The organism is Sulfitobacter sp. R18_1 (assembly GCF_017743915.1).
Classification (GTDB): Bacteria; Pseudomonadota; Alphaproteobacteria; order Rhodobacterales; family Rhodobacteraceae; genus Sulfitobacter; species Sulfitobacter faviae.
Genome location: NZ_JAGHRG010000008.1, coordinates 147591 through 163723, shown reverse-complemented (window position 1 = coordinate 163723; position 16133 = coordinate 147591). Strand labels below are relative to the sequence as shown.

Below are 16133 nucleotides of genomic sequence, written 5' to 3'. Positions count from 1 at the left end.
TGGGAGACCCAAATGATGCTAGATGACGCCTATGCAAACGCTGCCTATATCGACGGGGCCGACGGCTTTCCGCCCCGCTGGGAAAAGGAGGCAGAGGCATTCCGCGCGTCATTGGGGGCGCGGGCGCAGCTTAACGTGCGCTATGGCCCTTCGGACCGTCAAAAGTTCGACTTTTTCCAGCCCGAGGGCGTGTCGCGCGGCACGGCGGTCTTCGTGCATGGCGGCTATTGGAAGGCTTTCGACAAAAGCTATTGGTCGCATCTGGCCGCCGGTCCGCTGGCGCGGGGCTATGCCGTGGCGATGCCGTCTTATGACCTTTGCCCCGATGTGCGTATCTCTGAGATCTCCACGCAGGTCGCCGCTGCGCTGACCGAAGTGGCGAACCGCACACAGGGCACCATCGTTCTGTCGGGCCATTCGGCGGGGGGCCATTTGGTGGCCCGCATGACCGACCCGCTGCTGCTGGGGGCCGAGGTGCGCGACCGGATCACGCGGATCGTGCCGATCTCCCCCGTGGCTGATCTGGCGCCGCTGCTTCAGACCCAGATGAACGACACCCTGCGGCTGGACGAGGCCGAGGCCGAGGCCGAAAGCCCGATGAACATGACCCCGCCGCACGGCGTTGATGTCACCGTCTGGGTGGGCGCTCAGGAACGGCCCGCCTTCCTTGAACAGGCCGAGAATTTCGCCCGCAGTTGGGGTGCGAAACATGTGGTGGCCGAGGGCAAGCACCATTTCGACGTGATCGATCCGCTGGCCGAGGCCGACAGCGGCCTGACCAAAGCGCTGCTGGGCAGCTAAGGCCCGCATTTTGCGGCAAATGTCCCGCCTTATTGCGCGTAAGGCATTTGCCGCAGTGCCGCGGAAACACTATGTCAGAAGGGCAAAGGCCCCTGTTCGGCCGCGCGACCTAATGGAAAGGGCCGAAGATGAGAATCGTTAAATGGGTGTTCTGGGTGACCGTCTGGGTGCTGGTGGGGGCGTTCTTCCACTATACCCTGCCGCAGACCGATATCGTTCGCGTCACGGACACCTATGAAAAGCGGATCGACTTCGGCAACAGTTCGATCTTCTGGTCCGGCTCATCGACGGATAGTGCCGGGCAAGCGGTCAACCGCGATGTCTTTTTCATCCAGACCCGCCGGGCCAAGGGCGATGTCATGGTCTACCGCAACGAAGACACCGGCTGGGGCTGGCCGCCCTATTTCAAGTTCGACACTGCCAACCTTCAGGCCGAGGCAGCCGATGCCCGCAGCACCACCGGCGCGCCACAGTATTACGCGCTGAAACACTACGGCTGGCGCAGTGAGCTGTTGTCGATCTATCCCAATGCCATCTCGCTCCGTCCGGTCGAGGGGCCGGAGGCGAGCAAGGGTATCCCCTTTGTGACCATCATCGTGCTGACCCTCGCCGCCGCGCTGTTCTATGCGATCTGGGTGCGCTGGCGGCGGTTCCGCCGGGCGCGGCTGGATCCAAAGATCGAGGCGATCGAGGATGACATCGCCGCGCGCCGGGGCCGCTTTGCCCGCTGGCGGGCCGAACGACGCGCGCGGAAATAACCTCACCACGAACTGCAGGCGCTGAGCGGGGCAAGAAGCGCCCCGCATTCAGCTAAATTCTGGTATTCCATCCTATATGGACATCATCCTCGTCACCACGGTCATTGCGTCGCTCTTTGTCGTTATCGGCTTGGCCGAGCCTTTGGCGGCGCGGTTGCAATTGCCCTACAGCGTGATCCTTGCGGTGCTGGGCATCCTGATCGGGGTCTCGGCGACCTTTTTCTTGCGGACTGATTTGACGGATGCGCTGAACCCGGTGGCGGCGGCCATTCTGGGGCTGCCGATCCGGTCGAACGTCTTTCTATACGTCTTCCTGCCGACGCTGTTGTTTCAGGCGACATTGGGAATGAACCTGCGCCGTATGGTCGACGACTGGGTGCCCATTCTGGTGCTAGCGGTGGTGGCCGTGGTGGTGGCGACGGTCAGCATCGGCTACGCGCTGTTCTGGGTCAGTGCGATCCCGCTGGCGGCCTGCCTGCTGATCGGGGCCATCGTCTCGACCACGGATCCATCGGCGGTGGTTTCGATCTTTCGGTCGATCTCGGCCCCGCGGCGGCTTGCGCGGATCATTGAGGGCGAAAGCCTGCTGAACGACGCCGCCGCCATCGCGCTTTTCGGCCTGTTCATGGGCTATGTCATGCTGGGCATTCCCGACCCGGAACTGGGCAGTGCGCTTGCGCAATTCCCGATGCTGATCGCAGGCGGCGCGCTGGTGGGCTGGCTGGGCGCGCGGATCGCGGTTTGGGTCATGGCGCTGTTTGCGCGGCATGAATTGGCGCAGCAGTCCATCTCGGTCGCGCTGCCCTATCTGGCCTATATCGTGGCCGAGCAAAGCGTCGGCGCTTCGGGGGTGATCGCCGTGGTGGCCGCGGGTCTGACGCTGAACCTCACCGCGCCGGGGCGGCTGCCGCCACAGGCATTGACCAACCTGCGCGAGCTTTGGGACGTGCTGGCCCATTGGGCGGGGGCGCTGATCTTTATCCTCGCCGCTCTGCTGATCCCGCGGCTGTTGGAAGAAGTCCGGCTGGAGGATTTCTTTCTCATCGCCGTGGTCGTGGTGGCTGCCATTTTCGCCCGCGCGGTGATCCTTTTCGGCCTGCTGCCCCTGTTGACGGCGGCGAAGCTTTCGCCCGCGGTCGAGCGGCCCTATCGGGTGGCGATCCTCTGGGGCGGCTTGCGCGGAGCGGTCACGCTGGCACTGGCGCTCGCGGTGACGGAAAGCGTGCGGGTGCCGGATGACATTCAGCGGATCGTGGGTATCTTGGCCACCGGCTTCACGCTCTTCACCCTGCTGGCCCAGGGTACGACGCTGCGTTGGATCATCGGGCGGTTGGGGCTCGATCAACTCTCGCCCATCGATCACGCGCTGTCGCGGCAGGTCATCGCCGTGGCCCTGCAGACCGTGCGCGAGGACGTGGCCCAAACGACAGAGAATTACGACCTGAACCGCGACATCGTGCGCTCCGAGGCGAAACGGTTTGGCGAACGGCTTGAGACAGCGGTCAAGACCGCGGAGGAAGCGACCGATATCCTCGACCGCGACCGCATCGCGCTTGGGCTGATCGCGCTGGCGGGGCATGAGCGTGACACGATCCTGGCACGGGTGCGCGAGCGGACGATCTCGGCCCGGATGGCCGATCTGGTGCTCTCGGATGCGGACCGGTTGATCGAGGGGGCGCGAACCCAAGGGCGCAGCGGCTATCAACGCGCGGCGCGGCGCAGCGTGGCCTATGGGCGCACATTTCGCGCGGCGGCGGTGTTGCACGGGCGCTACGGCGTGTCGGGGCCGCTGGCGCGGATGACGGCGGACCGCTTTGAAATGCTGCTGTCGCAACGGTTGATCCTGCGGGATCTGGGCACTTTCATCGATGGTCGCATTCGCCGGATTCACGGGCGGCGGGTGGCGGAATTGCTGCACGACCTGTTGGCGCGGCGCATCGAAGGGATCGAGACCGCGCTGGAGGGGCTGCGCTTGCAGTACCCCGGCTATGCCGAGGAGTTGGAACGGCGTTTCATCCGCCGCACGGCTCTGCGTTTGGAAGAGCGTGAATATACATTGATGCGCGAAGACGGTCTCTTTGGGGCCGAGGTCTATACCGCCTTGATGCAGGAACTGGCGACCCGGCGCACCGCGGCGGAGAGGCGCCCGGGCCTTGACCTCGCCGTGCGGCGCGGCGCTTTCATCGAGCAGTTTCCGCTGTTTGCGGATCTGGAGGAGGGCGCGCTCAAACGGCTGAGCCGGGCGCTCAAGACCCGCTATGTCGATATCGGTGACGTGGTTTTGCGCAAGGAAAGCCCCGCGCGCAGCGTGTTTTTCATCGCCTCAGGTGCTGTCGAATTGGAAAGCGCGGGTCAGACTTGGCGATTGGGGCGGGGGGAGATGTTCGGCCAGATGGCGATCCTGACGAACCGCGTCCGCCGGGTGGATGTGCGCGCCATCGCGCCGACCACGCTTTTGGTTCTGGACGAGGACCGGTTCCGCCGCCTGTTGGAACGAAGCGCGGCCCTGCGCGAGGCGGTGCGTGCCAGTGCGGAGAAGCGCGGGATCGATCCGGTGGATCTGATCTCGGGCGGGCGGGGGTAGCTCGGCGCGTCAAACGCTGGTGGGGCGTTTGGGGGCGGTGTTGTGCAGGGTATTTGAGAAAGGATGAAGTGAGGGAGGTGCGGCCGGTAGAGGCGGCCGCACCTTTGGCTGGGGTTAGTCGTCGGGGGTGATTTCGCCGGTGGTGGCGTCGATCAGTAGTTCGCGTTCGCCGGTGGCGTCGGTCAGTTCGACTTCATAAACCATGCGGTCATCTTCATCGTCGAGCGAGACTTCCTCGATCCATGTGCTGTCTTGGCCTTCAAGCTCGGTCAGTGCGGTCATTAGCACATCGCGGGCCGTGCCAGCGGCGCGCAACTCATCCTCTTGGAAGAGGCCGCTGAGGAAGCTGGTGAGTTGCTCTTCGGACTGCTTCATCACATCGCCGGTGGCGGCATTGACGGTGACTTCATACACGGATTCGCCGCGGACGAGGTCGATCTCATAGACCAGCGCGTCGCCTTCGGTTTCGATCTCGGCTTCCAGCACGCCGCCATCGATGCTGCTTTGCGCCGATTTGATGGCTTGGGACATGCTGATGCGCTCGGCCTCAGGGGCGGTCTCTTGCGCGAAGAGGGCTGCGGGGGCGAGCAGGAGCGATGTGGCGAGGGCGGTGAACTTATGTGTCATGGAAAAACCTCTTGCGTTGTGGTGCGTCGGGCCGCATGGCGGCGTTCTTGGTTCAACGCTTGGCGCGGGGGGCTGTTCCAGACGGTAGGGGCGGGCGGCGCTAATCTGCGAAGAGGCCTGCGGGCTGGACGATTGCGCGGGCCTCGTCTTCGGTCACCTTAAGGAAATGGGCGAGGGCCGCGGCGTTGGTTTCGGGGTTGGCGTATTCGGAGAGGCGGCTGTAGTTTGCGAATTGGGCGTCGCGGATTTGGTCGACCTCATGCAGCATGTTCCCGCGGATCGTGGGGAGCAGGCGGGACAGGTTTTCTTGCGAAGTTTGCGCGCCGCTCAGGCCAATGCGCCGGGCGTGGCCACTGAGATAGGTGTCGGTCAGTTTGCATTCGACTTCGAGCATGCGCACCTGCGCGCGGTCCGAGGCGAAATCGCGTAGCAGGTCGAGGTTCGACGTGTCGATGCAGACGATCAGCCGCGTGCTGTTGTAGTAGTCGTAGAGCATCCGCATCAGGGCGCGGCGGTGGTGGGTGCGTTTTTCCAGCGTGGTTTGAATGCCGCCGAGGTCGGGCAGGGGGGTGTCTTCTTCGTTGAAGAGGAAATCCACCGCCGGGAGGCCGGTTTGCTGGCGTATCCGTCCGACGAGCCGTTTTGCCACATGCCATTTCTTGGCGATGATGATCAGCAGTTCACGTTCGCGGCCAAGGCTGGATTCCCTCTCCCAAAAGCGGGGGGCGAAACGGCGGCCAATGCGGCCGCGCGCGGTGAGGAAATCGAACAGGTTGCGGCCTTCGTCGCTGATCTGGAATGGCACGCCTTGGGCGGCGTAGAGCAGGCCGAGGCGGCGTTTGAGGTCCAGTGCCTCGGGGCTGATTTTGCGGGCGAAGAGGTGGTTCTGGCCGAGCAGCAGGTCATAGTGGTCATTGTAGAAGGTGACCGGCATGCCGTAGTCGGAAAACAGCAGGAAGGTCAGGCTGCGATTGGCGATTTCACCTTCGGGGACGAGGTGGCGCACGAGGGTTTGAAAGAAGGTCTCATCCGGGATCCACGTGCTGCGGAAAAAGCGGATGACGTCGGGGCGTTCGTGGCTAAATGCCATCATCGCTTCGACGGTGCGGCGGCGCAGGCACCACCATTGGCTGCCGATCTGCACCTGAAGGTCGGCAGGGATCTTGCGGGTCAGGCCGAGACGCTTTTGCGCCTCGAACATCGCGTAGAAGCGTTTGCGCTGCGTGCGTTCGTTGAACCAATGGCGATAGATCAGCCGCTCTTCTTTCCAGCCGGTCTTGATCCAATCGCTTTCGAAGTAATCCATGCTTTCGATGAAATCTGCGTCAGTCTCATCAAGGAACCGATGCGCGTATTCGGCGGATTTGATTGCCATGCAATCGCCGGAGAGCAGGTAGAAATGCGTGGCGCGCGGGAAGGCTTCTATCGCGGCGGTGAGCGTGTCGAGCGTGGCTTGCACCAGTGACCATTCGCCCCAGCCGCAGCGGATGCGTTTGCGCGGGAAGGTGACATTGGGGTCGTCGCGCAGGGCCGCGGTGATCTGGGCGTAGTCTTCGGCGCTTGCGGAGGCGTCGAAATGGATCGCCATGCAATCGCCCACGGCGGTCAGCCGCTCGGCTTGCCGGATGATGGCCTCCGGTTCCTTGTGGCACAGCAGGATATAGGCAATTTTCGCCATGCAGGATACCGAATGTCCTTGTCGCGGCCCGCTTGCATCGGCCTTTTGTCGTGGATCACCTCCCTAGTTAATCCTGAAGACCGATTGAATAAACAGCATTTCTTTGCTTTTTTGCACCGAGGTCTGACTGTTGCTTAAAACAGCCAGCGCCAGCAGGAGGCAGGACGCGCATGGGTTTTCCCGGAACATGGATGACGGAAAGTGAGAGCATGGTGTACCGCGTGGTGCCCAAATGCGCCTGTTCGACCATCGGCCAGATCATGTATTATTCCGATCATGGAGAGTTCTTTGACGGCGACATCCATGATGCCAAGTCAGGCATTCATAAATGGGCCTTGGATGGGTCGCAGGGGCCGATCACCGAGAATGTGACGGCGCGCAAGTCCTATGCTTTTACCTGTGTGCGCAACCCTTACACGCGGATCCTGTCGTCTTTCTTTGACAAGATTTGCGGCATTCAGCGCAACGGGCGGCGCTATCGCGGCAATCTGGTGCCGCTGCTGGTGCAGAAATACGGGATCGACGTAGGCGGTGAGGACGGCAAGGAGGAGTTCGACCAGATTGCGAGCTTCCGGCGTTTCCTGCTGTTCGCCCGCGATACCATTCGTTGGCGGCGGCCAATGGACCCGGACATTCACTGGTCGGCGGTCTCGGGCCATGTCAGCACCTTTATCGTCAACGGCGGCACCTACGACCAGATCTTCTGGACCGAGCGGTTCAACGATGGGATGCAACAGGTGCTCGATGCCGTGGACACGCCGCACCCTGTCGATCTGGCGGCGATCCCGCGCTTTAATGAGAGCGAGGGCCATGGGCCCAAGCGGGCGCATCCGGTCGAGGATTACTTTGATGATCTGTCGATGCATCTGATGCGCGAGATCTACAAACGCGACTTCGATTTGTTCAAATATGACTTCGACAACCCCGGCAATAAGCACCCCCTGGGGGAGATCGATTTGGATGAGGTGCACGCCAAACTGGGTGACTGAGCGGCAGCATCTTGCACCGGGGCGGGGGGCGCTCTACATGCTTTGGCATGTCACAGGTCAAATCCAGTTCCAAATCCGATCCGAATTACAAGGTGATCGCCGAAAACCGCCGCGCGCGGTTTGATTACGCTATCGAAGAAGACATCGAATGCGGCATCATCCTTGAAGGGTCCGAGGTGAAATCTCTGCGCGAAGGCGGGGCGAATATCGCCGAGAGCTACGCCGCCGTGGAGGATGGCGAACTGTGGTTGGTGAACTCCTATGTGGCGCCCTACAAGCAGGCCAAGACCTTTCAGCATGAAGAACGGCGCCGGCGCAAACTGCTGGTCAGCCGCAAGGAATTGGCCGATCTGTGGAACGCGACGCAGCGCAAGGGCATGACGCTGGTGCCTTTGGTGATGTATTTCAACCATCGCGGCATGGCGAAGATCAAGATCGGCGTTGCCAAGGGTAAGAAACTGCACGACAAGCGCGAGACGGCGGCGAAACGTGATTGGTCGCGGCAGAAGCAGCGGTTGTTGAAGGATCACGGGTAAGGCTGCCACGTAGGCCCGGGACAAGCCGCAGGCGCCGGGCCATCGCCTGCCCCTCCCCGGGGTAGGCGATTTGGTGAGGCTGGGTGCTCCTTCGCGAGCACACATCAAACCTGAACTATAAAGTGGCATGAATACCCCATAGCATCGCCAACCCAGGGGCAGGCAACGCCCTCACCGCCCCCTTCCACTTGCCAGCATCCCCCGCCGGTTATAGGCATGGGCAACGCCCGCGACGAAGGAGGCCCCCATGGCCGACGATCCCAAGACATTGGTTTCAACCGATTGGTTGGCTCAGCATCTGAAAGACCCGGACCTGCGCATCCTTGATGCCTCGTGGTATCTGCCCGACGCCGGGCGCGATCCGAAGGCGGAGTATGACGCCGCGCACATCCCCGGCGCGCGCTTTTTCGACATCGACGATATCTCGGACGCGCGTTCGGACCTGCCGCATATGGCCCCGCCGATCGAGAAATTCATGTCGCGGCTGCGCGCCATGGGCGTGGGTGACGGGCATCAGGTGGTGGTCTATGACGGCGCGGGGCTGATGTCCGCCGCGCGGGTCTGGTGGCTGTTCCGCCTGATGGGGCAAGAGAATGTCGCCGTGCTGGATGGCGGGCTGCCGAAATGGCAGGCCGAGGGGCGCGAGACCGAAGACATGCCCCCCGTGCCGCGCGACCGCCATATGACCGTGCGTTTCCAGAACCAACTGGTGCGCGATGTGACACAGGTGGCCCATGCCTCCAAACTCGGCGATCCGCAGATCGTGGACGCCCGCGCCGCAGCACGTTTCCGCGGCGATGCGCCTGAACCGCGCGAGGGGCTGCGCGCGGGCCATATTCCCGGCGCGCGTAACGTGCCCTTCACCGAATTGCTCAACGACGACAAAACGATGAAAACCCCCGAAGAGACCCGCGCCATCTTCGAGGCGGCGGGCGTGGACCTGTCGAAACCCGTCATCACCTCCTGCGGCTCGGGCATCACCGCCGCCGTGCTGGCGCTGGCGCTGGAGCGGCTGGGCCACCGCAAATGGTCGCTCTACGATGGCTCATGGGCGGAATGGGGCATGTTCCCCACAGTGCCCGTGGCCACCGGCGCGGCTTAATCCTTTACCGTTACCTTCCAACCGGAGAACCCAATGTTCGAGACGCTCAAGGCGCAACCCGCCGATAAGATCCTCGCCCTTGTACAGGCCTACCGCGAAGACCCGCGCGACACGAAGATCGACCTCGGCGTCGGTGTCTACAAAGACGCCAGCGGCAACACCCCGGTGATGCGCGCCGTCAAAGCCGCCGAGCAGCGCATCTGGGAAAACCAAGACACCAAGGTCTACACCGGTCTTGCAGGTGATCCGACCTATACCAATGCGATGGCCGCGCTGGTTCTAGGCGATGCCGTGCCGCGCGGCGCGATTGCCGCCGCCGCCACCCCCGGTGGCACCGGTGCCGTGCGTCAGGCCTTTGAACTGGTGCGTATGGCCAACCCCGAAGCGCGCGTTTTCGTCTCTGACCCGACATGGCCGAACCACCTGTCGATCCTGTCCTATCTGGGCATGGAAGTGGTGAACTACCGCTATTTCGACAGCGCGACCGGCGGCGTGAACTTCGACGGCATGATCGAAGACCTCAAGACCGCCAAGAAAGGCGATGTGGTCCTGCTGCACGGCTGCTGCCACAACCCCACGGGCGCGAACCTCAACAGCGCGGAGTGGGACGCGGTGATCGAAGTGCTGCAAAGCACCGGTGCCGTGCCGATGATTGACATCGCCTATCAGGGCTTTGGCGACGGGCTAGAAGCGGATGCCGCTGCTACGCGCAAAGTGGCCGCTTCGGTGCCGGAATGTTTGATCGCGGCAAGCTGCTCTAAGAACTTCGGCATCTACCGCGAACGGACCGGCATCCTGATGCTGGTGGCCGCCGAGGCGGCGCAGGGGCTGAACCAAGCCACTTTGGCCTTCCTCAACCGCCAGAACTACAGCTTCCCTCCCGATCACGGCGCGCGGATCGTGTCGACCATCCTGACCGATGACGAGCTCAAGGCCGATTGGATGGCCGAGCTTGAGGATGTTCGCAACGCCATGCTGGGCCTGCGTGAGCAGCTTGCGGGTGAGTTGCAGAAACTCTCTGGGTCGGACCGCTTTGGCTTCCTCGCCCAGCACCGGGGCATGTTCTCGCGCCTTGGCACCACGCCGGATAAGGTCGACGCGCTGCGTGAGAAACATGGCATCTATATGGTCGGCGACAGCCGTATGAACATTGCCGGGCTGAACCAGAACAGCGTGCCGATCCTTGCCCGTGCGATCATCGACGTCGGTATCTAATCGCGCAGCGGGCCGCGCATGTCGCGGCCCGGACAGCCCCTCGATTGTTGCCGAACAATCGCCCTATGCCTCTATTCTGGCCCGTTTTAATCAAAACTTGGTCGAAATGGCATGTTTGGATAGCTTGAGTGAAAACTCAGGGCCGGGCCAATTTTAGAATCATTATTACAGTGCATCCGCTTGGATGTGAGCTTGCCAGCGGTAGAGCTGGTGATCGTGACAGCCACGCTTGTCACCGTGTTGGGCTATTGGGTGCGCGGGCACAGCAGCCTGCCCGGTAAACATTGGTTTTTGCTGGCCATTCTGGCCATGGATTTCTGGCTTTTGTCGGTCGGGGTCGAGCTTTCCGCTACCTCTGCCGCCTGCGCCTTTGGGGTCAGCCGCCTTGCGTGGATCGGCTTTGTGCTGCTGCCGACCTTCTGGGCTTTCTTCCTCTATGAATATGCGCTCGGGGCCAAGGTGCCGCGATGGCTCGTGCCGCTTTGCGCGGGGCTTGCGCCTGCGCTGATCACCCTCGCCGCGGTGACGAGCGGCTGGCATGAGAAATTCTATGGCCCCGAAACCAAGTGGTTGCTGAGCGCAGAGGGGGCCTATGTCCAATCCGACCACGGCCCGCTGTTCTTCATCGCGATCACCTATCTTTACATGGTCATCATGGCGGCGGCGGTCGTGGCGGGGCGGGCGGTGCGTTCGGCCAACCCCGCGGTGCGCAGCTTTTTCCTCAAGCTTTTCGCCGCGACGCTGATCCCCATGGTGGCCAATCTGGCCTATATCTTGGGCGGCATCACCCTGTTCAACACCGATCCGGCGCCTTTCTCATTCGCGCTTTCGCTGACGCTGGTGGTCTGGCTGGTGGCCGATAACCGCTGGATCGACGTGAACGCAATCGCGCGAGAGCTGTTGTTCTACAACAGCACCGATCCGGTTCTCGTGGTCGACCCGAGCGGCGCTGCGATCGAGACCAATCCAGCCGCCGCCGACCTCTTGCGTCGGGAGGCCGATCCCGAGGCCCCGCTGAGCGCCTTTGGGGAGTTGGGGCCGATCATCCGCTATCTCGCGGCCCATGGCAGCCTGCCCGATGTGACCGATATCCAACTGGGCCACCGCCATTTCGCCGTGCGCGCCCATGCGATTTCTCTGGGGGCGGGGCAGAAACAGGTGGGCTGGGCCGTGGCGCTTTTGGATGTGACCGTGCAAAAGATCGCCGCCGAAAAGGCCATCGCCGCCGAGCAGATGCAGGCGCAGTTCCTCGCCACGGTCAGCCATGAGCTGCGCACCCCGCTGACGGTCATCAACGGCGCGCTTGGCCTGTTGTTGCAAGGCGGGGCCAAGGTGAGCGATGCGCAAAAGGCGCGTTTGCTGGCAAAGGCCGCGGGCAGTTCCGAGACGCTGACGACCCTGGTCAATGATCTGATCGACACCCAAAGCCTCAGCAGTGCCGAGTTCAGCATCGACCTGCACCCTGCCGCTCTCGCCCCGTTGGTGCAAAAGGCTGTGGCCCGGGCGGAGAGCCTGCAACCGGAGAAGGATATCCGCTTCCGCTGCAAGATGTCCGAGGCGGTGCTGACGGTCCAAGCCGATGCAGAGCGATTGGGGCAGGTCTTTGGCAACGTGCTGTCGAATGCGGTGAAATTCTCTGCCCCGGGCGGGCAGGTGGAGGTCAGCCTACAGCAGTCCGAAGGCATGGCGCATGTGCAGGTCAGCGACAGCGGCTGTGGCATCCCCCCGGGCGCGGAAGAGCAGGTCTTTGCCCCCTTCTCGCAGGTCGATGGCTCCGACACCAAGGTCGCCTATGGCAGCGGTCTGGGAATGCATATCACCCGGCAGATCCTGGACCGGCACGGGGGCAGCATCCGCTATGTCAGCGCCCCGGGTGTCGGCACGACCTTTACCATTTCTTTACCTCTAGTGGCCTAACGCAAACCGCCCGGCCATTGCTGGCCGGGCGGTCGATTGTTTGGCGATGTCGCCGGGGCTTAGCCCTTGGCGAACTCGGGGTAGGCTTCCATCCCCAGTTCGGACATGTCCAGACCGGTGATCTCGGCCTCTTCGCTGACGCGGATGCCACCGGCGGCTTTCAGGATCAACCAGACAACGAAGCTGACGATGAAGACAAAGAGGCCAACCGCGGCAAAGCCGATGATCTGTGTGACGAAGGATGTGCCCTCGGTATAGACCGGCACGACCAGCGTGCCCCAGAAACCGGCGATCAGGTGAACCGGGATTGCACCGACCACATCGTCGATCTTGAACTTGTCGAGCATCGGCACGGTCAGCACCACGATGACACCGCCCACGGCACCGATCCAAAGCGCACCAAACAGCGTCGGGTCAAGCGGCCCTGCGGTGATCGAGACGAGACCGGCCAGCGCGCCGTTCAGCACCATGGTCAGGTCGACTTTCTTGTACATCACCTGCGTCAGGATCAGCGCGGCGACGGCACCGGCGGCAGCGGCCATGTTGGTGTTGGCAAAGATCTGCGCCACGGCGTCCACGTCTTCGATGGTGCCCATGGCAAGCTGCGACGCACCGTTAAAGCCGAACCAGCCCATCCACAGGATGAACGTGCCCAAAGTGGCGAGGGCAAGGTTGGAACCCGGCATCGGCACAACGCGGCCATCCTTGCCGTATTTACCCAAACGCGGCCCTAGAACGATGGCCCCGGCGAGGGCGGCGAAACCACCAGCGGCGTGCACAAGGGTCGAGCCGGCGAAGTCGCTGAAGCCCATAGCGGAAAGGAAACCGCCGCCCCACTGCCAGGACGCTTCGATCGGGTAGATGAAGCCGGTCAGCACGACCACGAAGATCAGGAAGGGCCACAGCTTGATCCGCTCGGCCAGTGCACCCGACACGATGGAGGCGGTGGTGGCGCAGAACATCAGCTGAAAGAAGAAGTCAGAGGCGTTGGAGTAGCCGCCTGCGTCGATCTCGGTCTTGATGTCCTTGGTCGCGAAGGTGCCAAAGACGCCTTCCATGGTCCAATTGCCGTCGCCGGGATACATGATGTTATAGCCCACCAGCCAATACATGACCGCGGCAAGCGCAAAGAGGCCCATGTTCTTGGTCAGCTGCGTGGTGACGTTCTTGGAACGCACCAGCCCCGCTTCTAGCATGGCGAAACCCGCCGCCATCCAGAAGACGAGGAAGCCGCCGATCAGGAAAAGCAGGGTGTTGAAGATGAAGGTCGTATCCGCCAGCGTCGCGTATTCCGCGTCCTGTGCCAGCGCCAGCCCGGGCAGGGCGCTGACCGCCGCTGCGAGGGGAAGTATTAAGATGGGTTTCATATGGTCGTTTCCTGTCTGCGGGTCCGAATGCGTGCTTACCGAAGCGGGCGGCTGCCCGTGCAGCATGAGAAAACCGGATATCAGGCGCTCTTGGACAGGTTTGCCTGCCATATTTGCGCCATTGCTTGGCAATGCCGCTTAAAAAGCAGGCGCAGGCTGGAATCTGCCTATAAATTAATCAGACATTTGACGCCGATTGGACCTTGCAGCGCTAAACAAACCGCTGCAGTCAGGCTAAAGTGGCGAAAAATAGGGCCGAGCAGGCGATATTATGACCGACAAGAACAAGCGCAAACGCCCTTTGGTGGCCGACAAGCGGTATCCCGGTAAGGCCAAACCAAAGGCCAAGACCTCGGCGAAGGCCAAGCCCGCCCCGCGCAAGGCCGCGCCCGCCCGCCGCAAAGCCGCTCGTCCCAAACGCCCCCGGCGCGGCGGTATCATCGGTTTCTTTGCGGGCCTCGCCCGCTGGATCTGGCGCTTGATCTGGACGATCACATGGCGTGTCAGCCTTGTGGTCTTCCTCGTCCTCGCCTTGGCCGTTGGCTATATCTACACCACGATCCCGCCGCTCGAAACGCTGCTGGACGGGCGCGCGCGCGGCTCTGTCACCATGCTCGACCGTGAGGGCGAGGTCTTTGCTTGGCGCGGCGACCAATTTGGCGGCGTGGTCTCGGCGGAATCGGTTTCCAAACATCTGAGAAACGCGGTCATCGCCACCGAGGACAAGCGATTCTATCGCCATCTGGGCGTCAGCCCGCGGGGCATCGCCTCGGCTGTGCGCATCAACCTGAGCGAGGGGCGCGGGCCGCTTTCCGGCCACGGCGGTTCGACCATCACCCAACAGACAGCCAAACTGCTCTGTCTGGGCGAGCCCTATGACCCCAGCAGCGGCATGACGGAAAAGGAATATGAGGCGGAATGCCGTCGCTCGTCCTTGGGTCGCAAGGCCAAGGAAGCGCTCTTTGCCATCGCGATGGAGCTGAAATACACTAAGAACGACATCCTCTCGATCTACCTTAACCGCGCCTATATGGGCGGCGGTGCCTTTGGGGCAGAGGCCGCGGCGCAGCGGTTCTTCGGCAAACCCGCAGCGGCCCTCTCGCCCGCCGAAGGCGCGATGCTGGCCGGTCTTTTGACCGCGCCCACGACGCTTTCGCCCACCAACAATCTGGACCGGTCGCAAAGCCGCGCCGCCACGGTGATCCGCCTGATGGAAGAGCAGGGCTATCTCTCTGCCGCCGAGGCTGATGAGGCCATCGCCAATCCCGCGCAACTGTCCGAGGCGGCAGAGGCCGAGGCGGGCGGTTACTTTGCCGATTGGGTCATGTCCTCGGGGCCGGAATTCTTTACCCGCAACACCACCGAAGACGTGATCATCAAGACCACCCTCGATCAGCGCATCCAGCGCGCGGCCGAGGAAGGCTTGAAATGGGTGTTTGAGAATAAGGTCCGCGAAGGCTCCAAGGCGCAGGCGGCGATCGTGGTGATGTCTTCCGATGGCGCGGTGCGCGCATTGGTGGGCGGTCGCAAGACCAAGGTCGCGGGCGCCTTCAATCGCGCCACGCAGGCGATGCGTCAGACCGGCTCGGCTTTCAAACCCTTCATTTATGCCGCGGCGCTCGATCTGGGCTATTCACCCGATGACATCATCGTGGATGAGCCCTATTGCCTGAACATTCCCGGCTCGGGGCAATGGTGCCCCAAGAACTACACCAAGAGTTTCAAGGGGCCGGTGACCCTAACCGAGGCGCTGAAAAGCTCGTTGAACATTCCGGCGGTGAAAGTCTCGGAAAGCGTGGGCCGCGAAACGGTGAGTTCGGTCGCCACGCAGTTCGGCATCAAAAGCGATCTGGCCGCCGGCCCGGCACTGGCGCTTGGCGCATCGGAGAGCACCCTGCTTGAAATGACCGGCGCCTATGCCGGTATCCTCAACGGCGGCTCATCGGTGACGCCCTATGGGTTGGTCGACCTGCGCCTTCTGGGCGAGATGGAGCCGTTGATGGGCACCGGCGGCGGCATCAACGAACGTGTGATCCAAGAAGATGCCGCGCGCCAGTTGGTCTATATGATGGAAAAGGTGATCTCTGAAGGGACCGGCCAGCGCGCCAAGTTTGGCGGGCGGCAACTCGCGGGCAAGACCGGCACCACCTCGGCCAATAAGGATGCTTGGTTTGTGGGCTTCTCGGCGGATTATGTGGCCGGGGTCTGGATGGGCTATGACGACAACACGCCGCTTACCGGGGTCACGGGCGGTGGCCTGCCCGCAGAGATCTGGCGCGAGACCATGAGCCGCGTGCATGAGGGAATGCCCCTCAAGGAGTTGCCGATGCAGGCGCCCGCCCCGCCCAGCAATCTGAGCGAGGCACAGCCCGAACCGCAGCCACAGCCGCAACCGCAGGGCGGTGGCAACCAAGGCGGCGGCGCGGACAATGTGATCGACCGGGTTCTGCGCGATATCTTTGGCGGCGGCAGCAGCGGCAGCGGGGCCAGCGCGCCCGCGCCGAACTTCCTCGACCGCTGAGGCGGTCGGGGGCGGGCCGAAAAATCAATAGCATTGGG

12 protein-coding genes are annotated in these 16133 nt (G+C 62.7%); 9 read left to right on the top strand and 3 right to left on the bottom strand.

All coding sequences use genetic code 11. The features are described from left to right. The first annotated feature begins 12 nt into the window (after window positions 1-12). The 3 genes from J7392_RS16395 to J7392_RS16385 all read left to right on the top strand — a co-directional run bounded on the left by J7392_RS16395 (window position 13) and on the right by J7392_RS16385 (window position 4143). Window positions 13-801, top strand: a complete 789-nt coding sequence (locus tag J7392_RS16395) for an alpha/beta hydrolase (protein WP_209218530.1) — start codon at window positions 13-15, stop codon at window positions 799-801. 128 nt (window positions 802-929) lie between these two features. Next, window positions 930-1559 (top strand): DUF1523 family protein, encoded by a 630-nt coding sequence (locus J7392_RS16390; protein WP_209218529.1) that lies wholly within the window; start codon window positions 930-932, stop codon window positions 1557-1559. A 76-nt stretch (window positions 1560-1635) separates the two neighbouring features. Next, on the top strand, window positions 1636-4143 hold the full coding sequence (locus tag J7392_RS16385; protein WP_209218528.1) for a cation:proton antiporter: 2508 nt from the start codon (window positions 1636-1638) through the stop codon (window positions 4141-4143). Between the two features lie 114 nt (window positions 4144-4257). On the opposite strand, the gene J7392_RS16380 is transcribed toward J7392_RS16385, so the two are convergent. Beyond that, window positions 4258-4770 carry a PepSY domain-containing protein gene (locus J7392_RS16380; RefSeq protein ID WP_209218527.1) on the bottom strand — a complete coding sequence of 171 codons (513 nt, stop codon included), beginning with the start codon at window positions 4768-4770 and terminating at the stop codon, window positions 4258-4260. Between the two features lie 100 nt (window positions 4771-4870). Continuing rightward, window positions 4871-6448 carry a DUF5928 domain-containing protein gene (locus J7392_RS16375; RefSeq protein WP_209218526.1) on the bottom strand — a complete coding sequence of 526 codons (1578 nt, stop codon included), beginning with the start codon at window positions 6446-6448 and terminating at the stop codon, window positions 4871-4873. 170 nt (window positions 6449-6618) lie between these two features. Here J7392_RS16375 and J7392_RS16370 point away from each other — a divergent pair, with 170 nt between their 5' ends. From J7392_RS16370 to J7392_RS16350, 5 genes are all read left to right on the top strand, one after another. Further along, window positions 6619-7437 (top strand): sulfotransferase family protein, encoded by an 819-nt coding sequence (locus tag J7392_RS16370; protein WP_209218525.1) that lies wholly within the window; start codon window positions 6619-6621, stop codon window positions 7435-7437. A 47-nt stretch (window positions 7438-7484) separates the two neighbouring features. Beyond that, complete coding sequence (gene smpB / locus J7392_RS16365) at window positions 7485-7973, top strand: SsrA-binding protein SmpB (protein ID WP_209218524.1); 489 nt, start codon at window positions 7485-7487, stop codon at window positions 7971-7973. Window positions 7974-8220: 247 nt separating this feature from the next. Further along, the gene (gene sseA / locus J7392_RS16360) at window positions 8221-9075 is read left to right on the top strand and encodes a 3-mercaptopyruvate sulfurtransferase (protein ID WP_067266820.1); all 855 of its coding nucleotides are present in this window, start codon (window positions 8221-8223) and stop codon (window positions 9073-9075) included. Window positions 9076-9108: 33 nt separating this feature from the next. Next, on the top strand, window positions 9109-10290 hold the full coding sequence (locus tag J7392_RS16355) for an amino acid aminotransferase (protein WP_067266822.1): 1182 nt from the start codon (window positions 9109-9111) through the stop codon (window positions 10288-10290). Window positions 10291-10482: 192 nt separating this feature from the next. Continuing rightward, window positions 10483-12207, top strand: coding sequence for a histidine kinase N-terminal 7TM domain-containing protein (locus J7392_RS16350; protein WP_209218523.1), 1725 nt, complete (start codon window positions 10483-10485; stop codon window positions 12205-12207). Between the two features lie 59 nt (window positions 12208-12266). Here J7392_RS16350 and J7392_RS16345 read toward each other — a convergent pair whose 3' ends face one another. Further along, complete coding sequence (locus J7392_RS16345; RefSeq protein WP_209218522.1) at window positions 12267-13574, bottom strand: ammonium transporter; 1308 nt, start codon at window positions 13572-13574, stop codon at window positions 12267-12269. Between the two features lie 271 nt (window positions 13575-13845). Here J7392_RS16345 and J7392_RS16340 point away from each other — a divergent pair, with 271 nt between their 5' ends. Next, a complete protein-coding gene (locus J7392_RS16340) occupies window positions 13846-16095 on the top strand; it encodes a PBP1A family penicillin-binding protein (protein ID WP_209218521.1) in 2250 nt (749 codons plus the stop codon). Window positions 16096-16133: the final 38 nt, after the last annotated feature.

Coding starts and splice junctions, on each gene's coding strand:
- J7392_RS16345 (WP_209218522.1), bottom strand. CDS start 13,574: ATGAAACCCATCTTAATACTTCCCCTCGCAGCGGCGGTCAGCGCCCTG.
- J7392_RS16390 (WP_209218529.1), top strand. CDS start 930: ATGAGAATCGTTAAATGGGTGTTCTGGGTGACCGTCTGGGTGCTGGTG.
- smpB (WP_209218524.1), top strand. CDS start 7,485: ATGTCACAGGTCAAATCCAGTTCCAAATCCGATCCGAATTACAAGGTG.
- J7392_RS16380 (WP_209218527.1), bottom strand. CDS start 4,770: ATGACACATAAGTTCACCGCCCTCGCCACATCGCTCCTGCTCGCCCCC.
- J7392_RS16370 (WP_209218525.1), top strand. CDS start 6,619: ATGGGTTTTCCCGGAACATGGATGACGGAAAGTGAGAGCATGGTGTAC.
- J7392_RS16355 (WP_067266822.1), top strand. CDS start 9,109: ATGTTCGAGACGCTCAAGGCGCAACCCGCCGATAAGATCCTCGCCCTT.
- J7392_RS16385 (WP_209218528.1), top strand. CDS start 1,636: ATGGACATCATCCTCGTCACCACGGTCATTGCGTCGCTCTTTGTCGTT.
- J7392_RS16375 (WP_209218526.1), bottom strand. CDS start 6,448: ATGGCGAAAATTGCCTATATCCTGCTGTGCCACAAGGAACCGGAGGCC.
- J7392_RS16340 (WP_209218521.1), top strand. CDS start 13,846: ATGACCGACAAGAACAAGCGCAAACGCCCTTTGGTGGCCGACAAGCGG.
- sseA (WP_067266820.1), top strand. CDS start 8,221: ATGGCCGACGATCCCAAGACATTGGTTTCAACCGATTGGTTGGCTCAG.
- J7392_RS16395 (WP_209218530.1), top strand. CDS start 13: ATGATGCTAGATGACGCCTATGCAAACGCTGCCTATATCGACGGGGCC.